This is a genomic window from Bacteroides sp. 51 (assembly GCF_010500965.1).
Classification (GTDB): domain Bacteria; phylum Bacteroidota; class Bacteroidia; order Bacteroidales; family Bacteroidaceae; genus Bacteroides.
Window position 1 is genome coordinate 1 of sequence record NZ_QVMI01000026.1, and the last position, 22,435, is coordinate 22,435.

General features: G+C 44.3%; 22 protein-coding genes and 1 tRNA gene. 12 read left to right on the forward strand and 11 right to left on the reverse strand.

Annotation, left to right across the window (positions count from 1 at the left end; genetic code table 11):
* The first annotated feature begins 252 nt into the window (after positions 1-252).
* Genes D0T87_RS17195 through D0T87_RS17210 form a run of 4 tightly spaced genes read left to right on the forward strand, consistent with a single transcriptional unit; the run spans position 253 to position 3,104 of the window.
* Positions 253-1,101 (forward strand): ATP-binding cassette domain-containing protein, encoded by an 849-nt coding sequence (locus D0T87_RS17195; RefSeq protein ID WP_163176362.1) that lies wholly within the window; start codon positions 253-255, stop codon positions 1,099-1,101.
* A 2-nt stretch (positions 1,102-1,103) separates the two neighbouring features.
* Positions 1,104-1,928, forward strand: a complete 825-nt coding sequence (locus D0T87_RS17200; RefSeq protein ID WP_163176363.1) for a hypothetical protein — start codon at positions 1,104-1,106, stop codon at positions 1,926-1,928.
* A 7-nt stretch (positions 1,929-1,935) separates the two neighbouring features.
* The gene (locus D0T87_RS17205) at positions 1,936-2,319 is read left to right on the forward strand and encodes a GntR family transcriptional regulator (RefSeq protein WP_163176364.1); all 384 of its coding nucleotides are present in this window, start codon (positions 1,936-1,938) and stop codon (positions 2,317-2,319) included.
* On the forward strand, positions 2,316-3,104 hold the full coding sequence (locus D0T87_RS17210) for a hypothetical protein (protein ID WP_163176365.1): 789 nt from the start codon (positions 2,316-2,318) through the stop codon (positions 3,102-3,104). Before D0T87_RS17205 ends, D0T87_RS17210 begins: the two co-directional genes overlap by 4 nt.
* Before the next feature lie 84 nt (positions 3,105-3,188).
* Here the strand turns inward: D0T87_RS17210 and D0T87_RS17215 are convergent, their stop codons facing one another.
* The 4 genes from D0T87_RS17215 to D0T87_RS17230 all read right to left on the reverse strand — a co-directional run bounded on the left by D0T87_RS17215 (position 3,189) and on the right by D0T87_RS17230 (position 7,355).
* Entirely contained in the window at positions 3,189-4,265 is a 1,077-nt protein-coding gene (locus D0T87_RS17215; RefSeq protein ID WP_163176366.1) for a dipeptidase, read from the reverse strand.
* Between the two features lie 40 nt (positions 4,266-4,305).
* Entirely contained in the window at positions 4,306-5,412 is a 1,107-nt protein-coding gene (locus D0T87_RS17220) for a D-TA family PLP-dependent enzyme (RefSeq protein ID WP_163176367.1), read from the reverse strand.
* Positions 5,413-5,555: 143 nt separating this feature from the next.
* Positions 5,556-6,023 carry a RidA family protein gene (locus D0T87_RS17225; protein WP_163176368.1) on the reverse strand — a complete coding sequence of 156 codons (468 nt, stop codon included), beginning with the start codon at positions 6,021-6,023 and terminating at the stop codon, positions 5,556-5,558.
* A gap of 12 nt (positions 6,024-6,035) precedes the next feature.
* The gene (locus D0T87_RS17230; protein ID WP_163176369.1) at positions 6,036-7,355 is read right to left on the reverse strand and encodes a gluconate:H+ symporter; all 1,320 of its coding nucleotides are present in this window, start codon (positions 7,353-7,355) and stop codon (positions 6,036-6,038) included.
* Between the two features lie 278 nt (positions 7,356-7,633).
* Between D0T87_RS17230 and D0T87_RS17235 the strand changes: the two genes are divergently transcribed.
* Positions 7,634-8,074 carry a DUF6078 family protein gene (locus tag D0T87_RS17235; RefSeq protein ID WP_163176370.1) on the forward strand — a complete coding sequence of 147 codons (441 nt, stop codon included), beginning with the start codon at positions 7,634-7,636 and terminating at the stop codon, positions 8,072-8,074.
* A 468-nt stretch (positions 8,075-8,542) separates the two neighbouring features.
* Here D0T87_RS17235 and D0T87_RS17240 read toward each other — a convergent pair whose 3' ends face one another.
* The 4 genes from D0T87_RS17240 to D0T87_RS24280 form a co-directional block, all read right to left on the reverse strand.
* Entirely contained in the window at positions 8,543-9,148 is a 606-nt protein-coding gene (locus D0T87_RS17240; protein WP_163176371.1) for a hypothetical protein, read from the reverse strand.
* The gene (locus tag D0T87_RS24275) at positions 9,145-9,330 is read right to left on the reverse strand and encodes a hypothetical protein (protein ID WP_203558720.1); all 186 of its coding nucleotides are present in this window, start codon (positions 9,328-9,330) and stop codon (positions 9,145-9,147) included. The genes D0T87_RS17240 and D0T87_RS24275 overlap by 4 nt, the downstream gene beginning before the upstream one ends.
* 115 nt (positions 9,331-9,445) lie before the next feature.
* A tRNA-Met gene (locus tag D0T87_RS17245) sits at positions 9,446-9,518 on the reverse strand.
* A 147-nt stretch (positions 9,519-9,665) separates the two neighbouring features.
* Positions 9,666-9,836: a hypothetical protein gene (locus D0T87_RS24280; RefSeq protein ID WP_203558721.1), complete on the reverse strand. Its 171-nt coding sequence runs from the start codon at positions 9,834-9,836 to the stop codon at positions 9,666-9,668.
* 238 nt (positions 9,837-10,074) lie between these two features.
* Between D0T87_RS24280 and D0T87_RS17250 the strand changes: the two genes are divergently transcribed.
* From D0T87_RS17250 to D0T87_RS17260, 3 genes are read left to right on the forward strand one after another with little or no spacing between them, the layout of a single operon-like run.
* Positions 10,075-10,671, forward strand: coding sequence for a TetR/AcrR family transcriptional regulator (locus D0T87_RS17250; RefSeq protein WP_163176372.1), 597 nt, complete (start codon positions 10,075-10,077; stop codon positions 10,669-10,671).
* Between the two features lie 8 nt (positions 10,672-10,679).
* Positions 10,680-11,426, forward strand: coding sequence for a 3-oxoacyl-[acyl-carrier-protein] reductase (gene fabG, locus D0T87_RS17255; RefSeq protein ID WP_163176373.1), 747 nt, complete (start codon positions 10,680-10,682; stop codon positions 11,424-11,426).
* Between the two features lies 1 nt (position 11,427).
* Positions 11,428-12,099: an RluA family pseudouridine synthase gene (locus tag D0T87_RS17260; RefSeq protein WP_163176374.1), complete on the forward strand. Its 672-nt coding sequence runs from the start codon at positions 11,428-11,430 to the stop codon at positions 12,097-12,099.
* Positions 12,100-12,262: 163 nt separating this feature from the next.
* On the opposite strand, the gene D0T87_RS17265 is transcribed toward D0T87_RS17260, so the two are convergent.
* The 3 genes from D0T87_RS17265 to D0T87_RS17275 form a co-directional block, all read right to left on the reverse strand.
* On the reverse strand, positions 12,263-13,846 hold the full coding sequence (locus D0T87_RS17265; RefSeq protein ID WP_163176375.1) for a glycoside hydrolase family 43 protein: 1,584 nt from the start codon (positions 13,844-13,846) through the stop codon (positions 12,263-12,265).
* A 196-nt stretch (positions 13,847-14,042) separates the two neighbouring features.
* Positions 14,043-14,270 (reverse strand): hypothetical protein, encoded by a 228-nt coding sequence (locus tag D0T87_RS17270; protein WP_163176376.1) that lies wholly within the window; start codon positions 14,268-14,270, stop codon positions 14,043-14,045.
* A 241-nt stretch (positions 14,271-14,511) separates the two neighbouring features.
* Positions 14,512-15,852, reverse strand: coding sequence for a sigma-54 dependent transcriptional regulator (locus D0T87_RS17275; protein ID WP_163176423.1), 1,341 nt, complete (start codon positions 15,850-15,852; stop codon positions 14,512-14,514).
* A 90-nt stretch (positions 15,853-15,942) separates the two neighbouring features.
* On the opposite strand from D0T87_RS17275, the gene D0T87_RS17280 reads away from it, so the two are divergent.
* The 4 genes from D0T87_RS17280 (at position 15,943) to D0T87_RS17295 (ending at position 21,807) form a co-directional block, all read left to right on the forward strand.
* Positions 15,943-16,788: a peptidylprolyl isomerase gene (locus tag D0T87_RS17280; RefSeq protein ID WP_163176377.1), complete on the forward strand. Its 846-nt coding sequence runs from the start codon at positions 15,943-15,945 to the stop codon at positions 16,786-16,788.
* Positions 16,788-18,023: a pitrilysin family protein gene (locus D0T87_RS17285; RefSeq protein WP_163176378.1), complete on the forward strand. Its 1,236-nt coding sequence runs from the start codon at positions 16,788-16,790 to the stop codon at positions 18,021-18,023. The genes D0T87_RS17280 and D0T87_RS17285 overlap by 1 nt, the downstream gene beginning before the upstream one ends.
* A 118-nt stretch (positions 18,024-18,141) precedes the next feature.
* Entirely contained in the window at positions 18,142-19,473 is a 1,332-nt protein-coding gene (locus D0T87_RS17290; protein WP_163176379.1) for an MATE family efflux transporter, read from the forward strand.
* A gap of 48 nt (positions 19,474-19,521) precedes the next feature.
* Positions 19,522-21,807 carry an ATP-binding protein gene (locus D0T87_RS17295; protein ID WP_163176380.1) on the forward strand — a complete coding sequence of 762 codons (2,286 nt, stop codon included), beginning with the start codon at positions 19,522-19,524 and terminating at the stop codon, positions 21,805-21,807.
* The last annotated feature ends 628 nt before the right edge of the window (positions 21,808-22,435 follow it).

A 22,435-nucleotide genomic window follows, 5' to 3' on the forward strand; every position in this document is an offset into this window, starting at 1 on the left:
CCGATGGTACTGCGTAACAGTGGGAGAGTAGGTAGTTGCCGTTTTAGTGAAGCCTCGTTATTGATCCGATAAGGAAAGATAACGAGGCTTTTTTGTATACCTATACTACCTATCTGCATAGAACTTCGCAGCGGCACGTTGCCGCTTTTGTGTTTATACTAATTTTCTTTCAATATCTATTGCATATATAAAAAGATTCGCTACATTTGCAGTGTACTATTAAACTAATACGCTATAATACATCTAAATTATATGATTACAGTAGAGAATCTTTCATTTACTTATCGTAAATCGAAAAAGGCCGTTCTTAATGATTTCTCTTTATCTCTTGACAGAGGTAAAATCTACGGCTTACTTGGAAAAAACGGTGCAGGGAAATCAACATTACTTTATTTAATGACAGGTCTGTTGACTCCTAAAACAGGCGGTGTTTTGTATCAGGGCATTAACGTTAGACGTCGTTTGCCTGTAACTCTGCGGGATATGTTCCTTGTTCCTGAGGAATTCGAATTACCTCCCATTTCATTGGTTAGTTATGTAGAACTGAATAGTCCTTTCTATCCAAACTTTTGTAGAGAGGATATGGTCAAGTACCTGCATTACTTTGAAATGGAGATGGATGTAAACCTGGGTGCTTTATCTATGGGGCAGAAAAAGAAGGTATTTATGAGTTTCGCATTGGCTACCAATACTTCTCTGTTGATAATGGATGAGCCGACAAATGGGTTGGATATTCCAGGTAAGAGTCAGTTCAGAAAGTTTATAGCTTCTGGTATGAATGACGATAAAACAATAATTATCTCAACGCATCAGGTGCGTGATATTGATAAGATTCTGGATCATGTGGTAATCATTGAAGATAGCAGGGTGTTATTGAATGAGTCTACTGCGTGTATCAGCGAAAAGTTGTTCTTTACAGAAAGCGATAGCCGTACCTTATCAGAGGAGGCTTTGTTTACGTCTCCTTCTGTTCAGGGTAACTTCTTGATAATGAAGAATGAGACGGGTGAGGAGTCGGAAATTAATCTGGAGTTATTGTTTAATGCAACACTTTCCAAACCGAGTGAGATAGCCGGATTGTTTAACCTTAATGTGAAATGATTATGTTGAAAGATAATTTATTTAGTTTATCTCGCTTTATGGATCTCTGTCGTAAAGATATGGTGGAGAGTTGGAAAACAAATTTGCTTCGTGTAGGGATGATGTTTGGAGTTATGGTTGTTATTTTTGTATGGTCAGGATATTATCATTATAAGTCCCAGTACTCTTATGACGAGCAGGTGGAGGTTTCGCTTTATACTTTTCTGTGGATGGGGTTAATCTGCGGCTGCCTTGCCGCCTCCTTTACTATGGAGAGAATGAAGAGTAAAACGAGCCGGCTTTCCGTACTAATGACGCCTGCAACATCATTTGAGAAGTTCTTCTCGCGTTGGTTAATATCTACTTTAGTATATGTTGTGGTATTTATAATTGCATTTAAGTTGGCCGATTATACCCGCGTTCTGCTTTATTCTTTGAGTTATCCGGAGAAGAATGTTGTGGCTGCTGATTTTGGATATTTGTTTGCTACGGATGGTGAGTATGCTTTGTTTCCCCATACAACTTGTAGGGCGAAGGGATTATTTATTGTGGGTTATTTCTTTGTCCAGTCTTGTTTTGTACTAGGTAGTTCGATATGGCCAAAGAATTCGTTCATAAAAACCTTTGTGGCTGGTTTTACCCTTATGACTGCTTATGCTTTGATTATTGGCGGCATTTCTGAAATGTTATTCAAGAACACATCATCACGTAATATGCCCAATCCGGATTTTGACCCAGAGGAGTTTATTACTACTTTGATGTATATCGTAGGGATTTTCTTTATTCTCTTGAACTGGGGGTTGGCTTACTTCCGTTTTAAAGAGTCAGAAATTATTAACCGATTATAGACAGACTATGAACTTTAAGGAAAGTAAAGCAATTTATCTACAGATAGCTGATAGGATTTGTGATGAAATTCTATTAGGCCATTATAAGGAAGAGGAACGCATTCCTTCGGTCAGAGAATATGCAGCTATTGTAGAAGTAAATGCCAATACGACGATGCGTTCTTTTGAGTATCTTCAGTCGCAGAATATCATATTCAATAAACGAGGTATTGGATACTTTGTTTCGGCAGGTGCTGCTAAATTGATTTTATCCTTGCGACGCGAAACTTTTCTGAAAGAAGAAGTTGAATACTTCTTCAAGCAGCTTTATACACTGAGCATCCCGGTAGATGAGATTGGGAAGATGTATAAGGAATATATTAAGAACAATAAAAAGAATAATGAATTATGAAACGCACAACATATATAATGATTGGTATATTCTTGGGCAGTCTTGTGCTGAGTATTGCCAGCTTGATTTATTTAAGATCAACCTTCGTTAATTATGACGAAACCATTGGCAAAGTTGATTTTTCAAGCGAATACACCAATATGGATTTTGAGGATATACATACACTGAAGGTACTTGTACCAGCGAGGCATAGTGGTAATAATAATATTATCGCTTCAGGTATGGTAGATATTAATCCTTCATCTGTGGAGAATAAGACAACAATCTTTTATCCTATATCGGACTATGTAAAACTGAGCAAGAAGAATGGTGTTTTGGAGGTTGAAGTGACTGCGCATCCCGATAGTCTGAAAAGAGAAAATTCGTTTATAGAAAGAATATCTTTGGAAAACCTACATCTTCAGGTAGAAAGTGGAAAAGGGCTGAAACGGGTTATTGTTGATTGGGGAATGGGACTTTCAATCCATCAAATGGAATTGAAAGAGTTGGATATAGTTTCATATTCAACAAAACTTGACTCTTGCATAATAGATTCTTTATCAGTTAGTGTTGATGGATTTGAATGTAATAAAACAACTATCAATACATTGCGCTTAGAAAAGATCGGTTGGAATAAATTTGATAATTCGGAAATTGCAACGTTGCATATCATTGGGCGTGGTGAACATCATTATTATGTACCTGATGGAAATTTCGGCCGAATCTTATGGGAGCCAAAAGATGAGAAGGCCAGACTTGAACTGAAGTTGAGAAATAAGGCTGAGATTATAATGGATAATAATTAATTGATCCCAATATATAGCTTGAAAAAGGCACTCCCCCGGATAGTGTGTGAGATGGGGAGTGCCTTCGTTTATTGAAAAACAAGCTTAAAGCGCTCTCTTCATAAAGCGAATCCAGTTTCCATTGGTAACTTTCTCGATATCTTCATCACTATATCCCCTGTTCTTCAATATTCCGACGATTTTCTGCAGATCGGCTATCGTTTCCAGGTCGTAAGGACATTGTTCACGGCCGAAGGCGCCATCCAGATCACTGCCGATAGCCGCATGGTTAGCGTTGCCAGTCAGCTGGCAAATATAATCAATGTTGTTTGCCATGATTTCCATATTGCAGTTCATGCCTTTTGGGGTTGATACACCTCTAACCCAGTTAGGAACCATCATCCAGGCATCCAGTGCTACTCCGATTACGGCATCGCGTTCGGCAAGTGCAAGGATCATATCGTCACTGAACTGGCGGTTATGATTCACGAATTTGCGGCAGTTGTTGTGGCTTGCCCAGATGTTTCCCTTGTAGATTTCGAGTGCATGCCAGAAAGCATCGTCGCACAGGTGGGTTACATCGAGTATCATGTTCAGGGCATCCATGCGCCCGAGTAGTTCTTGTCCCATGCTATTGAGTCGGCCGGATGAGTCTGTTCCGTTGGCATATCTTCCGGGACCATAGTGCGCCGGGCCAACTGCTCTTAATCCATATTCGTATGCTCTCTCTACATACGCCGGAGTTATAAATGAATCTGCACCTTCGATACTGAAAGCGTAGCCGATAGGTTTGTCGTCGTTTGGCTGTCCGTCCGACCATAATGCCAGGTGTTTCTCTAGTCCGGCTTTGTCTTTGATCAGGATCATTTGTCCTTCTTCTTCCATGGCTTCATACCAGGCGCGTTGTCCTTGGGTCTGTGCCCACGCCTGTTCGGGCGAGTGCCAGCCGGGCAGTGGGTTATCGGGAGCAACGTAGCGGCCGATTTGTGTGGCTACTACCAGTCCGACATTACCTTTGCGTAGTTCGGCAAATGAAATGGTGGCTTTCCCCCGGTCGGGCTTATCGGTCATGCCTTCTTCCCGGCGGTTGATTTCTTCAATGGGTTCGCGCAAATCCCGGTTCCATTCCAGAGCGTTCATGCTCAGGTCGAGATGTGCGTCGACAATTAAGGGTTTGTTCATGGTGTGTTAAGTTTTAATGTGTAACTGTTCATTTCTTGTTTTAGTAATTGATAAAGCGTTTTCTGGCGATTACCTCCCAGGTTTCCCGGAGTTGGTTTTCGTGTATGATATGCGCTCTATCGTGTAGCGCCACTGTGGGGCAGATGTGTACGGGTACGCCATATAGCGGCGTTCCGATAGGGTATTCTCCACTGTCGGTCACTTCGAGTACCAGATGCTCTTCGCTGTGGGCTACGGGCAATGCCGATGGTGCGTTCAGAAAGTGCACGCGAGGGAGTGGACTTTCTGCGGCAACGGCTTTGTATCCGAGGTCAACACAGATGTGGTGTTGGTCGATGATGGAGATTACGCGGGTGAGAACCAAGGCTGCAAATTTGCAGGGCAGTTCTTCTATCATTTGGCTATACCCCCAATCCCAGAATATGAATGTCCCGGGACTGCACTCACAGTCCGTATGGCCCGCATGGATAGGAAAGGCGGGGGTACCTCCTATGATGAGTGTTAGCGGTTCGTCGGTGAGTGATTCTAGCTCTTCTTGCAGTTGTCTGCTGGTGGAATAAGACAGTAAGGCTTCTTCTTGTCTTATTTCAAAATCCCGGGCGTGTATATGTCCGTCATAGGCATGAATCCCATCCAGATGGAGTGGTTCGAGTTCCAGTAATTTTTCGGCAAGTGCCCTGGCGTCTGCCGGTAGGATGCCGGTACGGTTCATACCTACGTTGAGATCTATGTATATATGTAGCGTTGTTCCTCGTTCCCGGCAAGCGGAAGCAAGTTCGCGGGCGGGGATCTCATTGTCGACCAGGCAAGAGAACCGGGTGTTTGGGTATGCCTTTTGCAGATTGAATAAACGGGGTATCGTAGGTCCTACAGGTTGATAGGCCAATAGGATATCGGGTGCACCGGCTATGGCAAGCATTTCTGCTTCGGCAATGGTTGCGCACTTAAACTTGGTGATGCCCGATAATAGCATCATCCGGCATATTTCGGTTATTTTATTCGTTTTTACATGCGGACGCAAGCGTTCGACATTGCCTTCAACCATATCAATAACGAGGTTGATATTTTCCTGCACCCGGTCCGGGTAGACCAGTAGCGCAGGCGAGTCGATGCGTTCTACATTCTTTATTTGATACCAGGCAAGCATGAGGATGATTTACGATTTAATAATTTACGATTGAAGTTAGTTTATTTACGATTAGGCAGTTTGCGATTTACGATTGAGATAACTAAATGTATCGTTTAAAATTACTGCGAAGAAAGTAATTTCAATCGTAAATTGTAAATCGTCTAATCGTAAATCTCAAATATCGCTTCTATCTCCACAGGAATATTATCGGGTAATGAACCGAAGCCCACAGCGCTGCGGGTGCCTACACCGTTTTCCTCGCCCCATACGGCGGCAAATAGTTCACTGCAACCGTTGATGATATATGGATGGCGTTCAAACTCGGGCGTACAGTTTACCATGCCCAGAACTTTGATTACTCGTTTTACTTTATTCAAGCTGCCCAGGTTGGCCTTGATGGTGGATAGCATGGTCAGCCCCACCTGACGGGCTGCAAGTTTGCCTTCTTCCTGCGTGATGTCTTTTCCAATACGGCCGATGATGAGGGATTTATCGTCTTGTACCGGACCATGACCGGACAGATAGAGGTATTTCCCATCAATGAGGCAAGGTTTGTAGACTCCAAGGGGCGATGGAGCGGGCGGGAGATTTAGTCCCAGCTTTTCGAAATTTTCGTCTGCGTTAAACATAACTTTTTATATTTAGATGATAAAACTTAAAATCAACACTCCTCCCAGTCCCACGACGGAGACAATGGCTTCCATGACCGACCAGGAGCGGAGCGTATCTTTCATACTTAAATTAAAATACTCTTTGTACATCCAGAATCCGGCATCGTTGACGTGCGAGAACATCAGGCTTCCGGCACCTACCGCCAATACCATGAGGTTAGGGTTGACGCCCGATTGGGTAACCAACGGAATCAGCACTCCTGCCGCCGTAAGTCCGGCAACCGTGGCAGAACCCACGCAACCGCGTATAATAGCGGCAATGAGCCAGCCCAGGATAAGCGGGTGTACGGGTAGTTGCATCAGCGAAGTGGCCAGTTCTCCGCTTACTCCGCTATCTTCCATAACTTGTTTAAAGATGCCCGACCCGGCGATGATCAATAGGATCATGGCGATGTCTTTAACCGCATCTTCGTATATACCCATTACTTCTTTGATGCTTCTGCCCAGCTTTAGCCCCAGCGTATAGGTTGCCGAAACAACGGCGATCAGCATAACAATAGACGGGTCGCCTATGAAGGAAACGATTCTGGCCACTGTTTCGTTCATTCCCGGAAAACAATAGGGGATGACTGTAACCAATATTAACAAGAATACGGGTAGCGTTGCGGTAAGAATACTGTTGAACTTGCCGGGTAGCGGTTTGCTATCGTCCGTTTCTTTTTGTTGAAACAGGGTGACGTTTCCGGTTTTTATTCCTTTCAGCGAGCGGCAGAATACTGGACCTGCAATGATGATGGCGGGAATAGCGATGACTAATCCATAAATCAGAATAATTCCGAGTTCGCCTCCAAACAATGCCGATAGTGCAACGGGCGATGGGTGCGGCGGGAGAAATCCGTGTGTAACCGACAGTGCAGCCAGCATGGGCAGGCCAATGTACACAGCCGGCAATTTATACTGATAGGCAACGGAGAAAATCAGTGGAACGAGCAGCACGAAACCAATACCGTAGAACAGGGGAATGCCTACGATAAACCCCGTGATCATCAATCCCCATTGAATGTTTTTTGTTCCGAATGCACCCACCATCACATCGGCAATTTTGCGTGCGGCTCCACTTTCGGCGACGAGCTTGCCAAGCATCGCTCCCAGAACAATGATAAGGGTAAGGCTTCCCATGATGCTTCCGATACCTTGTGTAATCGAAGCGGGAAGATTTCCCAATGGTATCCCCAAGCCTAATCCGGCCAGAATGGATACGAACAGGAATGCCAGAAAGGCGTTGACCTTGAAATAGGAAATAAGCACTATGAGCAGTGCCAAACTGAGTAGAATGACAATAAAAGACATGGTGTGTTAAGTATTAAAATGATTCACTAAAGGCCGTCCGGAAATGAAATGCCATATCTGGGGGAATGTGGACTTTCAGTTGGGGGAATCCTTCCGACTATCTGCAAATATAATGAAAATATGCGATTATGGCTCATTTTTTTCCTTTTTCAGCTTATCTTTGCAGCAAACAAAGTTGTCCGATTTGCGATCGAACGAAATAAAGGATTGATTCTATTTTAATACTATGAAAAAAGAAACTTACTTAATACTATGAAAAAAGAAACTTACTTAATACTATGAAAAAAGAAACTTACAATAATTTAAACGTCCCCCATGGCTTAAGCCTGTGTGTTTCTGGCGATTGTTCTCATGCTACTACCTGCCTTCGACAGATTGCTTATGAAAACCTTCCCGCAAGTACGACTTCGCTACTTTTATTAAATCCGAAAATGATCATGTCGATGACGAAAAAGTGCAAATACTATCTCTCGAATGAGAAGATACGCTATGCCAAAGGGTTTACATGTACTACGGGGTCCTTGCCGGTTCGTGTGTCGGGCGTGTTCCGCCGACGGTTAATAAACCTTTGGAGTATTAGAAGATACTATCAGAAACGAAAGGGAGAAACTTTGTTGCTACCGGCCGAACAACAGCAGGTCATTGCACTGGCCAAAGAACTGGGTGTGCATCAAAATGAATACTTCGATGGCTATGTAGAGGAGTACTACTGGGGCTAAGTAGGCAAATAAATAGACAGTACCTTGACTACTTTTTAATTGCTTTGTTTAATCGCTTATTCATGTACTGAGGAGAATCTGTTTACATACGGAGATAAATGTCTTTACATGCCGACGTAAATGCCTTTACATGCTGAGGTAAAGGCGTTTACGCACTGCAGTAAATGCTTTTACATACTGATGTTAGATTGTGGTAAATATAATCTTCTGGAAATCAGTGTGTATGGTGCGTTTTTAAGTTTGCATAATAAGAAATATAAGCCAAAGCAATAGCAAACTGCGAGAAGGGGATACTTTTCAAGCAGATTTATTTTGCTTGAATCATCCTTTATATGTTACAGATTTGCATCAAACTGATAGGGCGTATGTAGCTTATGTTGCGGGAAAAAAGAGTGGGTTAAAAGCGTTAAGATTGCAAAGCGATAAATAATGTATTGAATCAAAGAAATAAATAATCATTTTACATAACTATGGAACAATGAAGTTCTTGTCAATAACGCGAGGTAAAAAATATCCTTTTATGCAGTTTGGATTGCGCACACAAATCTGAATATGATTTTTTTCTTTGAAGAATGCATTTGGATACAATTCGCTTCCTTCCCAGAAAACACCTCTAACAGAGTCGTAAGAAACATTCTCTCCTGATAGCTCATTCATTGCATGAACGGTTTGAATAACAGCGCAGTCTAATTTTCTTAATAGTTTATCAGGGGTTCTTCCCTCGTTGGTGGGCATTGGTTGTCCGGCGAGTTCCATTGTTTTCTTCAGAGTATCATACGCCTTCTTTAGTTCTTTTAAGAATTCGGAATCCATAAGGTCCATGCAAAAACCTAAATCAATTACCGCTCCTAATACGGCAGGCTTTTCTATTTTAGAACTTCGTTTAGCCCATTCTAATGCTCGTTCATAATTGTTCTCCCAGAAATACATCCCATTTCCTAGCCAGTCATAATCGTTTATACTTGGCTTTAGGTAGTCTTCTGCACAGACAATTCTTTTTGCAGTTGTTTCTTCGCATCCATGGAAACCTAAAATTAAATTAGGGCGTTTAGAATAGAGTGTTTGTTTACTCATTTAGATTTATTGCTGTAGTAAGCAGATACTTCTCCTTTTTGAGTTAGAATACCTGCCTTCTTTAAAAAGTTCTCGGCCGCAGCTTTCGATGCTGTGGCATTAGCGGCAGCTTTAGCTTGTAAAGCTCTTCGTTCAGAGGCTGAATAAGTCGCTATACTTCTTTTGTTTCCGAACTTTGGCATAAGAATAATTACTGATCAATACAAATATAGAAATTTGAATTTAATACAGTTGATTTTTCTGTATAATAATGAATAATAAACAAAAAAAGCATCTGTTGATTTAGATGCCTTTTAGTTGCGGAGACCAGACTCGAACTGATGACCTTTGGGTTATGAGCCCAACGAGCTACCAACTGCTCCACTCCGCGATATTGTGAGTGCAAAGGTACTGCTTTATATTTGAAAAGCAAATATTCCTGAACCTTTTTTATGTCATATTATTAGTGTTAATGGGGTAAGTGGCTAACCTATAGTCGGATATACAACGAAAAAAGATGCATATTTAACGTTTGTTGCTAATCGTTATTATCGTCCTCGTCTACAAAGTTGTTCAAATCGAACTCCAATTGCACTAATTCTTCCTTCATTTGCTTTCTGATCTCTTCGGGAGTATCATTAGGCATGTTTTTTAATCTTTCTTTAGCTTCTGATATTTCAAGTTCCAGCCTATCACGTTGTGCGCTCATAATTGTTCAGGATTTAAATAATACAAAAAAATAGTTGTCCTGCTCCGTTCACCGGAGACTCATATAGTAAACAACCTATCGGGTAGAGTTGTTCACAAGGCAGGTAATAAGGCGGGTTTACCGGCTTTTGCATATTGAAAATGTGTTAATCAGAAATGTTAATTAAATCTTTCTTTTCTTGTGTTGTTTATATAAAAGCATTACTTTTGCTCATATTATTCAGAACTGTGCAACTTTTATGGCCGTATCCAAAACTAAAGCTAAGTTAGTAGACGTTGCCCGTCAGCTATTTGCTAAGATGGGAGTGGAGAACACTACCATGAATGACATAGCAGTAGCTTCCAAAAAAGGAAGGCGGACACTTTATACTTACTTTAAAAGTAAGGAAGATATCTATATGGCGGTGGTTGAATCCGAGTTGGATATGCTTTCCGAAACAATGAGTCGTGTGCTGACACGTAATATTTCTCCCGAAGAAAAAATCCTTCAACTCATCTATACCCGCCTAGACGCGGTGAAAGAAGTGGTGTATCGTAACGGTACGCTTCGTGCTAACTTCTTCCGCGACATCTGGCGAGTGGAAAAGGTGCGTAAGAAATTTGATGCAAAAGAAATCCAATTGTTTCATCAAGTGTTGGAAGAAGGTCAGGAAGCCGGAGAATATCATCTGGACGATGTGGCTATGACAGCCGAGATCATGCATTATTGTTTGAAAGGTATTGAGGTGCCTTATATCCGGGGGCGCATTGGAGCCAACCTGGATATGGAAACCCGGAAAAAATATGTCGCCAACCTTGTACTTGGCGCACTTCGTAAAACTGAAATCAACAAATAAGTAAATTTATGGGATTATTAGATGGAAAGACAGCCCTGATTACCGGTGCTGCACGTGGTATTGGTAAGGCTATCGCCTTGAAATTTGCTCAGGAAGGTGCTAATATCGCATTTACCGACCTGGCTATTGACGAAAACGGACAGAACACAGAGAAAGAAATCGCAGCTTTTGGTGTGAAAGCAAAAGGATATGCCTCGAATGCAGCCAACTTTGAAGATACTGCCCGTGTAGTAGCCGAAATACATAAAGATTTTGGCCGGATTGATATCCTGGTGAATAATGCCGGTATCACTCGCGATGGTCTGATGATGCGTATGAGCGAACAACAATGGGATATGGTGATCAATGTAAACCTGAAATCGGCATTCAACTTTATCCACGCTTGTACACCGATCATGATGCGCCAGAAAGCAGGAAGCATCATCAATATGTCTTCTGTGGTAGGTGTATCGGGCAATGCCGGACAATGTAACTACTCGGCTTCGAAGGCTGGTATGATTGGCTTGGCTAAGTCTATCGCTAAAGAACTAGGCTCACGTGGTGTTCGTGCCAACGCTATCGCTCCCGGATTTATCATTACCGAAATGACCGATCAGCTGACTGACGAAGTAAAAGCGGAATGGGCAAAATCAATTCCATTACGCCGTGGTGGTACGCCCGAGGATGTGGCTAACGTAGCTACTTTCCTGGCATCTGATTTGTCTTCTTATGTTACCGGACAGGTGATTCCCGTTTGCGGTGGTATGAACATGTAAGATGACCGTCGTATACGAAGATAATCATATTATCGTAGTCAATAAGGCCAGCTCTGAAATTGTGCAGGGAGACAAAACGGGCGATGCCCCGCTTTCGGAAACCGTAAAACAGTATCTGAAAGAGAAGTATCAGAAACCCGGAAATGTCTTCATTGGTGTTACCCACCGCCTGGACAGACCCGTGAGTGGTCTTGTTGTTTTTGCGAAGACCAGTAAAGCGCTTCCCCGATTGAATGAGATGTTTAGGCTCGGGACGGTGAAGAAAACATACTGGGCTATAGTAAAGAACGCGCCCAAAGAAATAGAAGGCGAGTTGGTGCACTATCTGGTACGCAACGAAAAGCAGAATAAAAGCTATGCGTATGACAGGGAAGTGCCTAATTCAAAGAAAGCCATTCTAGACTATCGGGTCATAGGACGATCGGATAATTACTATCTGTTGGAGGTAGATCTGAAAACGGGAAGGCATCATCAGATACGCTGTCAGTTGGCAAAGATGGGGTGTCCGATTAAAGGAGATTTGAAGTACGGATTCCCACGCTCCAACCCGGATGGTAGTATTTGCCTGCACGCACGGAATGTCCGGTTCACTCATCCGGTGTCGAAAGAGGAGTTGGACTTAACTGCTCCGGTTCCGAATGATAGTTTGTGGAATGGGTTTAAGTTTGACTAACAACATATAAGTAAATAGAGCTTTCTTAAACCTCCTCCCCCTTACCCCCTCCAAAGGGGGATACCTTGCGGCAACGCTTTATTGCGCAGCTTATCCCCCTTTGGAGGGGGTAAGGGGGAAGAAGTTTAAGAAAACTTCGTTTGTTAATATATAGTTATACTATTTACTTTCCTTCCTTATATTCAAACCAATCGAAGTAAGCCTTTGTTCCGGTTTTCTTTCCACCAGATGAAGCATACATACCAATCATTACCCCGGTGAATCCTCCGGCTACTTCGGTAGACAGGTAGCGGGTATCCATACCGCCCAGTTTCTTGTAGCTATTACTTCCCGCTTCTTTATAATAGAACGTATAATACAGCGGGGCACCTTCAATTTTGAGTTCCACTTCCGATTTGCTGATGGGTTGTTCGAAAGCAATATAGTCTATACTCCCGGCACGTACACGCAATTGGATAACATGCCCGTTGCCTTTCTTTATTAATCGCAAATCGTAGTGGTGGGTATTGTTCTGGATAAGAGTCAGTCCCGCCTCATCGGTATCTGCCTTGGGTTGGAAGGTCATGGTAGTGGCGGCTATAAAGTCGTGCTCCGTCTGGCGGCGGGAAACAAAAGAGACAGATTCGGCCTCGTCCAATGTATAAGGAGATGCTTTAATCATCAAGTGTCCTTTCTTCTCTTTCAGCGAATAGTTTTCACGGACAGGGTTACGCAGGTATTGCCATTCAAAGCCAAGCTTATCTTCGTCGAACTCAATGCGGGTGGGTGCAGGAGCAAAAGGCTTCAAGGGTAGAGTCGGTACATTCATCGTTAAGTTTACCGTACCATTTCCGTTGATTTGCGGCCAGCCGTTCGTAGGCCAATCTACCGGTGCAAGGAAGGTTTCTCTTCCCAGGATGTGGTAATAAGAATACACTTGGGTAACACGGAAACCGAGGAAGACTGCCCACCAGGAGCCGTCTGTAGCTTGTATCAGGTCGGCATGCCCAACACCTTGTATCGGATTCCCTTGTCCGATGCGGTTGCAATGGGTCAGGATCGGGTTCAGTGGACAAGATTCATAAGGTCCGTAAATATGGCGGCTACGGGCAATGGTTACACTGTGGGCATATTCCGTTCCGCCTTCGCCAATCATTAAATAATAATAGCCATCCTTTCGGTAAATGTGTGGCGCTTCAGGGAAACGTTGCCCAATGCCTCCCCAAACTTTACGTTCTTCGGACAGGACTGTACCGGTTTTGATGTCGAACTCTGTTACACGGATGGCCTCGTCGCCCTGGGTAACGAAGTAAGTCCGTCCGTCTTCATCCCAAAAGATATCGGGGTCTATGCTGTTGATGCCTACATAGATAGGTTCACCCCATGGCCCGGCAGGATCGGTAGCAGTGCAGTAGAAGTTACCCCCATGACTGACATTGGTACAGATTACATAAAACAAACCGTCGTGATATCGCAAAGAAGGTGCAAACAGTCCGCCCGAAGCATTGACTTTATGCAAAGGGAGTTGTGAGTCGCGGGTAAGGCAATGCCCAATTTGTTGCCAGTTGACCAGGTCCTGGCTATGGTAAATAGGCAATCCCGGGAAATATTCGAAGGAAGAGGTCACCATATAATAATCATTTCCCACGCGGCAGATGCTAGGGTCGGGATTGAACCCTTTCAGAATAGGGTTGGTATACCCGGATTGGGCAGAGACGGCAGAAAGAGTGCCGATAAGCATTAATAAACAGAATACAAGTTTCTTCATCTTATTACATTTAATGTGGTCAATCGTTTTTATACTGCCACAAAAGTAACAAGTTTATGCATTCGGTAATGGACTAAAATGTTTTGTATAAGGGGGGTATTTGTTATCTTTCAGCAACGAATGGTTATATACGAAAAAGCCGCCCCCAGAATAGACAAGGAGGGGCGGCTTTTTACTTAATAGTGTGTGCTTACTATTACTCGGCAGACTGAGCTGGAGCCTCAGCTGCTTTTTCTTCTGTTGCAGGTTTTTCTGCTTTTGTTTCTTCTTTAGCCGGAGCTTCTTGTTTTGCCTCTTCTTTAGCTTCTTCTTTGTTTTCTGTTTGTTCAGTAGCCGGTTTTTCTGTCTTAACTGGTTCCTGAGCGAATGTAATACCTGTGCTACCTAGCATAAATACTGCAACTAATAACATTAACTTTTTCATAATCATTGGTCTTTTGAGTGTTTAAAAAATATTATTACTGTTTCTATGATAAATATTCAAATTGCTACACTAATAATTATCCAAATGGTGTGCCAAAGAAAAGAGGGAATGGGTAATCGGTTGTAATCGAGTGGTTTAGCGTGATTTCACACTTGTGGGGGGTGTAGAAAAGTGTGGAAACTGTGGAATGGGGTGTGGAATTATTCCACAGGTTTGTGGGGAATGCGTGCTACCAATCGCCTCACTTGTCCAGATCGTAGAGTTTCAGCTTATTATATAGCGTTTTGCGGTCAATGTTCAATAGTTTGGCCGCTTTACTTTTATTATTTCCGGTTTGGCGTAGAGCTTCGAGGATATGTTCTTTCTCGATATCTTCGTTGCGCAGCGCTATGTTACTGGTATTTGATGTAGTTGGTTCAGAGAGTTCGTTTCCCAGTTCCATTAGAGTAATGAATTCGCTTGTTGCAAGTAACGTTGCCCGGCGGATGATGTTCTTCATCTGCCGTAGATTGCCCGGCCAGTGGTATTCCTGTATAGCACTGGCAGCCTTGCTGTCGAAACCTGCGATTTGTTTGCTCAGTTCCTTATTTGCCTGATCCAGAAAGAAATTGGCAAAGAGCAGGATATCTTCCCGGCGGTCTTTCAGCTTAGGCATATGTAGCGTGAATTCATTGATCCGGTGGAAAAGATCTTCCCGGAACGAACCCTTTTCAATGCCATGATCCAGATTCTCGTTGGTTGCCGAGATCAACCGGATATCTACATCAATCTCTTTGTTAGAGCCAACCGGCCGTACCTTGCGCTCTTGCAACGCACGTAAAAGTTGTACCTGAACCTCATACCCCAGATTCCCTATTTCGTCAAGGAATATCGTACCGCCATTGGCAGCAACGAATGCTCCGGTTTTATCCGTTAATGCTCCTGTGAATGCTCCCTTCACATGTCCGAAGAACTCGGATGCGGCAAGTTCTTTAGGAATTGACCCGCAGTCAATCGGAATAAAAGGACGGTCTTTCCGGTTGCTGAGTTGGTGAATGCGGTGCGCTACATATTCCTTTCCTGTTCCGCTTGCTCCATTAATAAGCACCGCCATATTGGTAGGCGCAACCAGACTTACATAATTATATAATTGCTTGGCGGCATCACTTTCGCCTTCCAGAAAGGCGTTGCTATTAGCGGGTTTTGGTGCGCTTTGGGGTGTAGATGCGGGTGGTGCTGCTGTTGGACTTTGCAGCGCTTCCCCTATCTTTTTCAGAAGTTCATCGGGATTGATAGGTTTGGCAATGTAATCCTTCGCCCCCATTTTGATGGCATGCACAGCCGATTGTATATCCGCATAGCTGGTCATGATGATAAGCGGAATATTCACTCCCTTTTGAATGGTCCATTCCAGCAGATTGATACCGTCATTATCGGGTAGGCGAAGGTCGGAAAGAATCAGGTCCGCCGCTTGTGCTTCAATATGCTTTTTGGCACGGGCGATGTTACTTTCCGTAGAAACATTGAATCCCTTTTTCTGTAGCCAGGTTTTCAACATTAAGCCGTATGTAATATCGTCTTCAACGATGAGAATGGATTTCATCATGTAGCTTTTTGAATCTTTTGCACATGCAAAGGTAAGAGGTTTTATTTAAAATCGTACTTTTGTGGTGAATAATCAACTCACCCTAATATGAAAAAGAATATAATTTTACTATTAACCATACTGATTGCCGGAGCTACCTCTTGCCAATCGGGAAAAAAGAAAGAAAACGTAACAATGGAAAATCAGAAAGGAACCATGTTGAAGATTGAAACAACGATGGGCGATATCACTGTGAAACTGTATGACGAAACCCCTCTGCACAGAGATAATTTCATAAAACTGGCTAAGAACGGAACATATGACGGTACGCTGTTTCACCGTGTGATTAAAGATTTTATGATCCAGGCCGGCGACCCTGATTCAAAGAATGCACCTAAAGGTAAGATGCTGGGTTCGGGCGATGTGGGCTACACCGTACCTGCCGAGTTTGTATATCCGCAATATTTCCATAAAAGAGGCGTTCTGTCTGCCGCTCGTCAGGGTGATGAGGTTAATCCGGAGAAAGCATCCTCGGGTTGCCAGTTCTATATTGTTACAGGAAAGGTGTACAATGACTCTACGTTGGTTGCTATGGAACAAAGCCAGAATCAGAATAAACTGAATACCATCTTCAACGGATTGGCGCAGAAACACATGAAGGAAATCTACAAGATGCGTAAGGAGAATGACGAAGAAGGTTTGTACAACCTGCAAGATAAGTTGCTTGCCGAAGCTGAGGCCGAAGCAGCCAAGCAACCCGACTTCCAATTTACAAAAGAACAAATCGAGGCTTACACTACAGTTGGCGGAACTCCGCATCTGGACAACGGCTACACCGTATTCGGCGAAGTGGTTGAAGGCATGGACGTGGTAGATGCTATCCAACAGGTGAAGACCGACCGTGCCGACCGTCCGGAAGATGATGTACGGATTAAAAAGGTTACCATCCTCTAATGAATATCCGGAAACATACGTTGGCTAATGGCCTGCGGATTGTTCATTTGCGGGATGACAGCACCCAGATGGTGGCCCTTAACATTGTTTATAATGTAGGGGCCCGCGACGAGCATCCCGATCATACCGGGTTTGCCCACCTTTTCGAGCATCTGATGTTCGGTGGTTCTGTGAATATTCCCGACTATGACGAACCCTTGCAACTGGCCGGCGGTGAGAACAATGCGTGGACAAACAACGATATCACGAACTACTACCTGACTATCCCCAGGCAGAATGTCGAAATCGGCTTCTGGCTGGAGTCCGACCGGATGTTGAGTCTTGACTTTAGCGCCAAAAGTCTGGAGGTGCAGCGAGGAGTAGTGATAGAGGAGTTCAAGCAGCGCAACCTGAATCAGCCTTACGGTGATGTGGGGCATTTACTAAGAGGATTGGCCTATCGGGTGCATCCTTACCAGTGGCCTACCATCGGGAAGGAACTATCTCATATTGCGAATGCGACACTGGAAGAAGTAAAAGACTTCTTTTTCCGGTTTTATGCTCCGAACAATGCGGTGCTGGCCGTAACGGGTAATATTTCTTTTGAGGAAACCGTGGCATTGGCAGAGAAGTGGTTTGGCCCGATACCCCACCGCGATGTGCCGGCCAAACAGATTCCGGCAGAACCGGTACAAACGGAGGAACGCCGGTTGACGGTAGAACGCCCTGTACCATTGGATTCGCTGTTTATGGTGTTTCATATGTGCGACCGCTACGATCCGGATTATTTTGCGTTCGATATCCTTTCCGATATCCTGAGCAATGGACAATCGAGCCGGTTGACGCAGCGCTTGATCAAGGAAAGGCGCATATTCTCTAGTATCGATGCGCATATATCGGGTAGTATTGACCCGGGGTTATTCCATGTGATTGGTAAACCTGCTCCCGGTGTGTCGTTGGAACAAGCCGAAGCGGCTGTATGGGAAGAGTTAAAGCTGCTTCAGGACGAGTGTATTGATGCATCTGAACTGGAAAAGGTAAAAAATAAATTTGAGTCGACCTACATATTCGGCAATATCAATTATATGGCTGTGGCAACAAACCTGGCTTGGTATGAGTTGTTGGGACGGGCAGAAGATCTGGAACTGGAAGTTGAGAAATACCGGGCTGTTACTGCCGGGCAATTAAAAGAGGTGGCGCAAACAGCTTTCCGGAAGGAGAATTGTAGTATACTTTATTATAAGAGTAAGATTTAACCGCAGAGTTACGCAGATTAACGCAGAGTTTTAAACGTTAACTTATGCCTCTGCGCAACTCTGGGTAACTCTGCGGTTTATTAAGAACCCAACTCTTCGCTTTATAAATTGAAAAATAATGTTTAGAGATTATAAGCAGCATTACAAAGCATTGATTTACTTAGGACTCCCCATTGTTATTGGGCAATTGGGGGTGATTATTCTTGGGTTTGCGGATACGTTGATGGTGGGACATTACAATACCGAGAGCCTTGGAGCTGCTTCTTTTGTGAACAATGTCATTAACCTGATTATCATTTTCTGTACGGGCTTCTCGTACGGGCTGACCCCCATAGTCGGCGGATTGTTTGGGCGAAAACGTTTTGAAGAAGCCGGGCAGGCATTGAAGTGTAGTTTGTGGGCTAACGTTCTGGTTGGGGTGCTTATTACTTTTATCATGCTTATTGTGTATTGGAATGTGGAGCATCTGGGGCAACCCGAGGAGCTGATTCCTCTGATTAAGCCTTACTTCCTGGTATTGATCGCATCGCTGATATTTGTTATGATATTCAATGGCTTTAAGCAGTTTACGGATGGGATAACAGATACAAAAACGGCCATGTGGATTCTGCTGGGGGGTAACCTGCTCAATATAATAGGTAACTATCTTCTGATTTACGGAAAGTTCGGCTTTCCGGAGATGGGGTTGCTTGGAGCGGGAGTAAGTACCCTGTTCTCGCGCATTGTGATGGTCATTGTATTTGCATTGATCTTCTTCTATAGCCGCCGTTTCATTCCTTTCCAGATTGGGTTTAAGCGTCTGGGTTTCTCAAAGGCGACTTTCAGGGAATTAAATGGTTTGGGCTGGCCTATTGGCTTGCAGATGGGAATGGAAAGTGCCTCATTCAGCCTGAGTGCTGTTATGATTGGTTGGTTGGGGACGATTGCTTTGGCTTCGCATCAGGTGATGATTACCATTTCGACGTTTGCTTTCCTTATGTATTACGGCATGGGAGCGGCTATCGCTGTCAGGGTAAGCAATTTCCGCGGGCAGAATGATTGGGTGAATGTGCGCCGGTCAGCGTATGCGGGATTTCATATTATTATGTCGATGGCGGTTATCTTCTGCGTGCTCCTGTTCTCGTTAAGGAATTATTTAGGCAGTTGGTTTACCGATAGTGAGGAGGTAAGTGCAATGGTTGTTACGCTGATGTTTCCTTTCTTATTGTATCAGTTTGGCGATGGTTTGCAGATCACTTTTGCCAATGCGTTACGCGGGATATCGGACGTGAAACCGATGATTATTATAGCTTTTATAGCTTATTTTATTATTTCCCTCCCGGCGGGTTATATCTTCGGATTTGTACTGGGCTGGGGTGTCTTTGGAGTCTGGATGGCCTTCCCGTTTGGATTGACCAGTGCCGGAATTATGCTGTATCTTCGTTTTAGGCAAAAGTTAAAGAAGGTTTGAAACGAGGATTATCTGCGTTAATCTGCGTTTCAAAAATAACAATAAGCCATGTCTACTCCTTCCCGTTTTACCCAAATTAAAATTGCCATTGGTTATCTTCTGCTTTTGGGCGTCTTGTTCGTAGCCCTTTGGCTTATTCACCGGGAGGTTGAAAACCTGTCGGTTCTGGATACCGAGCAGATATTGAAGGCAGACAGCTTGCACGTGCTCCTGAAAGAGAAAGATGAGAATACGCTCGATATTCTTCGTTCATTGAACGAGGTGAACGATAAACTTCTTTCGGTAGATGAGTTGGAGGAGATCATATCCAAGCAGGATTCTGTTATTACACAGCAGCGTGTACAACATAGGGTAGTAATCAAGACAGATTCCGTTGTTGCCCCTGTCCGCAAGAAAGGCTTTCTCAAAAGGATAGGCGAGGTGTTTTCTCCTTCCAAAGACACGGCCGTTGTGGTCAATACCACCCAGGAACTAACCACAGATACCCTTTTACATGAGATCAACCCTGTTGACTCCCTGCACCAGAGAATACGGACGGCTACCGAACAAAAACGGGAAATAAACCGGACAACCATACAGCGCAATACATACCGTATCCGCAAGCAAAACAAGGTACTGACCGCCCGTATTGATAGCCTGATCAAGGGGTATGAGGAGGAAGCTGTTTCGCTGGCCCGCAGAGAGGCCGAGAACCAACAAAGCATACGTCAACGCTCCACCCGCATCATTGGGGGGATAGCGATTGGCGCTGTGCTGCTAGCCGCATTCTTCCTCATTCTGATCTGGCGGGATATCACCCGTAGCAACCGCTATCGTAGGAAGCTGGAAGAGGCAAACCGCCTTGCCGAAGAGCTGTTGCAGGCGCGTGAGAACCTGATGTTGACCATTACCCACGACTTTAAAGCCCCGCTGGGTTCTATTATCGGCTACATTGACCTGATGTCGCAGCTCTCTGTCGACAACCGTCAGAAGTTCTATCTGGACAACATGAAGGGTTCTTCTTCCCATCTGTTGAAGTTGGTGAATGATCTGCTCGACTTCCATCGCCTCGACCTGAATAAGGTTGAAATCAACCGGGTGACTTTCAATCCGGCGCAACTGTTTGATGAGATTCACACCAGTTTCCAGCCTTTAACCGATGCAAAGAACCTCTCCTTGCGTTATGAAATGGCTCCGGAGCTGAATGCCCGTTTTATCAGCGATCCGTTGCGCATACGGCAGATTGTGAATAACCTGCTGTCCAATGCGGTGAAGTTTACGGTGACGGGGAGTGTAACCCTGAAGGTGGGGTACGAACAATCGCGCCTGCAAATCATCATATCCGATACCGGGAAAGGTATGGCTCCGGCAGATAAAGAGCGGATATTCCAGGAGTTCACCCGTTTGCCGGGAGCGCAGGGCGAGGAAGGTTTTGGACTGGGGCTGTCTATCGTTGCCAAGCTTGTGAATCTGCTGGAAGGCACGATTGAAGTGGAAAGTACGGAAGGAGAGGGAAGTTCTTTCATCGTTTCTCTGCCTCTCTTCCCGGTGGGTGGAAAGGGGAAGCGTGCAAGCAAACCCGAGCAAACCGAACAAGAAGAAGCGTCTGTCAAACCCGCGCGGGTGCTACTTATCGACGACGATAAGATACAGCTAAACCTGACTTCTGCCATGTTGGAGAGGGCGGGAATTGCGGCGGTATGTTGCGAGCAGTTGGAGGAATTGACGGAGTATCTGCGGCGCGAACAGTTCGACGTTCTGCTTACCGATGTGCAGATGCCTGCCATTAACGGTTTTGATTTATTGAGTTTACTGCGGGCATCCAATATTCCGCAGGCGCGTACCATCCCCATTATAGCGGTGACTGCACGCAGCGAAATGAGGGAAGAGGATTTCCTGAATCATGGTTTCGCGGGTTGTTTAAATAAACCGTTCTCTATCTCCGCACTGCTGGCGGCGATTGGCGGTGGCACAGCCGAAGCAGAGAGTTCTTCGCCACAGGATATGGCGGATGAAACGGCGACGCAGACATTAAATCTTGCTGCACTGACGGCTTTCTCCGAAGGCGATGAGAGTGCTGCCCGGTCTATCATAGAAAGTTTTATTGCTGAAACGACGAAGAATGCCGAAACGTTGCGTGAGGCTCTGAACGCTGAGGATGTGGAGCAAATAGCTGGAATGGCTCATAAACTTCTCCCGATATTTACGCTGCTTCAAGCCACTGAGATTATTCCTCTGTTGTCCTGGCTTGAAGAGCAGCGGGGTGAAGCGTTCTCTTCGGAGATAAAAGGCGAAACGGAAAGGGTGCTTCGACTGGTCTATGAGGTAGTCCGTCAGGTTCAGACAGAATTATAATGGGCAGTCAGGTGGCGGCAAGGTGCTACTGTCAAATGCTACTAGCATTCGGGTTAAATGGTAGTAGCATCTGTGCTGAATGCTACTGGCATCTGGAGTAAATACTACTAGCATTCGAAGCAAATGGTAGTAGTATTTGGCAGTGACGCTTGTGGCCCAAAACAACCGATTGGGTTGAAAAACAACCGAAACAACCCGATAATGATAATGACAATGATAATGTAAATGATGATGGTGATGAAGATGATAATGGATTTATTTAAATAAATAATAAAGAAATACCCTCTTTTAGAGGGTATAAAGAAAGAAGCCGAGGCTTCTTCATATATTTGTTGTTGTTTTAAGATGTATTTATTATTTCGATCATTTCTGTAGGGTTTTACGTTATTTCAACCATCCACCCCCCTGCCCCCGCCAGCGGGGGATAGGCTGCGCTACACAGTGTCTCCGCAAGGTATCCCCCGCTGGCGGGGGTAGGGGGTGGACGTTGAAGGCAGCATAGAATTAAATCATTTCCACACCGTTTTTAGTTAATCTTGAACCCAAATCCTCCCTTCCTTCAAAACCGGTGACCTCGCAAACGGCATGAACCATCAACAATTTACGTCTCTTTGTATATATTATAGAA

Excerpts from the sequence above, each read along its gene's own strand:
- D0T87_RS17195 (WP_163176362.1), top strand. The coding sequence starts at position 253 with ATGATTACAGTAGAGAATCTTTCATTTACTTATCGTAAATCGAAAAAG.
- D0T87_RS17200 (WP_163176363.1), top strand. The coding sequence starts at position 1,104 with ATGTTGAAAGATAATTTATTTAGTTTATCTCGCTTTATGGATCTCTGT.
- D0T87_RS17205 (WP_163176364.1), top strand. The coding sequence starts at position 1,936 with ATGAACTTTAAGGAAAGTAAAGCAATTTATCTACAGATAGCTGATAGG.
- D0T87_RS17210 (WP_163176365.1), top strand. The coding sequence starts at position 2,316 with ATGAAACGCACAACATATATAATGATTGGTATATTCTTGGGCAGTCTT.
- D0T87_RS17215 (WP_163176366.1), bottom strand. The coding sequence starts at position 4,265 with ATGAACAAACCCTTAATTGTCGACGCACATCTCGACCTGAGCATGAAC.
- D0T87_RS17220 (WP_163176367.1), bottom strand. The coding sequence starts at position 5,412 with ATGCTTGCCTGGTATCAAATAAAGAATGTAGAACGCATCGACTCGCCT.
- D0T87_RS17225 (WP_163176368.1), bottom strand. The coding sequence starts at position 6,023 with ATGTTTAACGCAGACGAAAATTTCGAAAAGCTGGGACTAAATCTCCCG.
- D0T87_RS17230 (WP_163176369.1), bottom strand. The coding sequence starts at position 7,355 with ATGTCTTTTATTGTCATTCTACTCAGTTTGGCACTGCTCATAGTGCTT.
- D0T87_RS17235 (WP_163176370.1), top strand. The coding sequence starts at position 7,634 with ATGAAAAAAGAAACTTACAATAATTTAAACGTCCCCCATGGCTTAAGC.
- D0T87_RS17240 (WP_163176371.1), bottom strand. The coding sequence starts at position 9,148 with ATGAGTAAACAAACACTCTATTCTAAACGCCCTAATTTAATTTTAGGT.
- D0T87_RS24275 (WP_203558720.1), bottom strand. The coding sequence starts at position 9,330 with ATGCCAAAGTTCGGAAACAAAAGAAGTATAGCGACTTATTCAGCCTCT.
- D0T87_RS24280 (WP_203558721.1), bottom strand. The coding sequence starts at position 9,836 with ATGAGCGCACAACGTGATAGGCTGGAACTTGAAATATCAGAAGCTAAA.
- D0T87_RS17250 (WP_163176372.1), top strand. The coding sequence starts at position 10,075 with ATGGCCGTATCCAAAACTAAAGCTAAGTTAGTAGACGTTGCCCGTCAG.
- fabG (WP_163176373.1), top strand. The coding sequence starts at position 10,680 with ATGGGATTATTAGATGGAAAGACAGCCCTGATTACCGGTGCTGCACGT.
- D0T87_RS17260 (WP_163176374.1), top strand. The coding sequence starts at position 11,428 with ATGACCGTCGTATACGAAGATAATCATATTATCGTAGTCAATAAGGCC.
- D0T87_RS17265 (WP_163176375.1), bottom strand. The coding sequence starts at position 13,846 with ATGAAGAAACTTGTATTCTGTTTATTAATGCTTATCGGCACTCTTTCT.
- D0T87_RS17270 (WP_163176376.1), bottom strand. The coding sequence starts at position 14,270 with ATGAAAAAGTTAATGTTATTAGTTGCAGTATTTATGCTAGGTAGCACA.
- D0T87_RS17275 (WP_163176423.1), bottom strand. The coding sequence starts at position 15,852 with ATGAAATCCATTCTCATCGTTGAAGACGATATTACATACGGCTTAATG.
- D0T87_RS17280 (WP_163176377.1), top strand. The coding sequence starts at position 15,943 with ATGAAAAAGAATATAATTTTACTATTAACCATACTGATTGCCGGAGCT.
- D0T87_RS17285 (WP_163176378.1), top strand. The coding sequence starts at position 16,788 with ATGAATATCCGGAAACATACGTTGGCTAATGGCCTGCGGATTGTTCAT.
- D0T87_RS17290 (WP_163176379.1), top strand. The coding sequence starts at position 18,142 with ATGTTTAGAGATTATAAGCAGCATTACAAAGCATTGATTTACTTAGGA.
- D0T87_RS17295 (WP_163176380.1), top strand. The coding sequence starts at position 19,522 with ATGTCTACTCCTTCCCGTTTTACCCAAATTAAAATTGCCATTGGTTAT.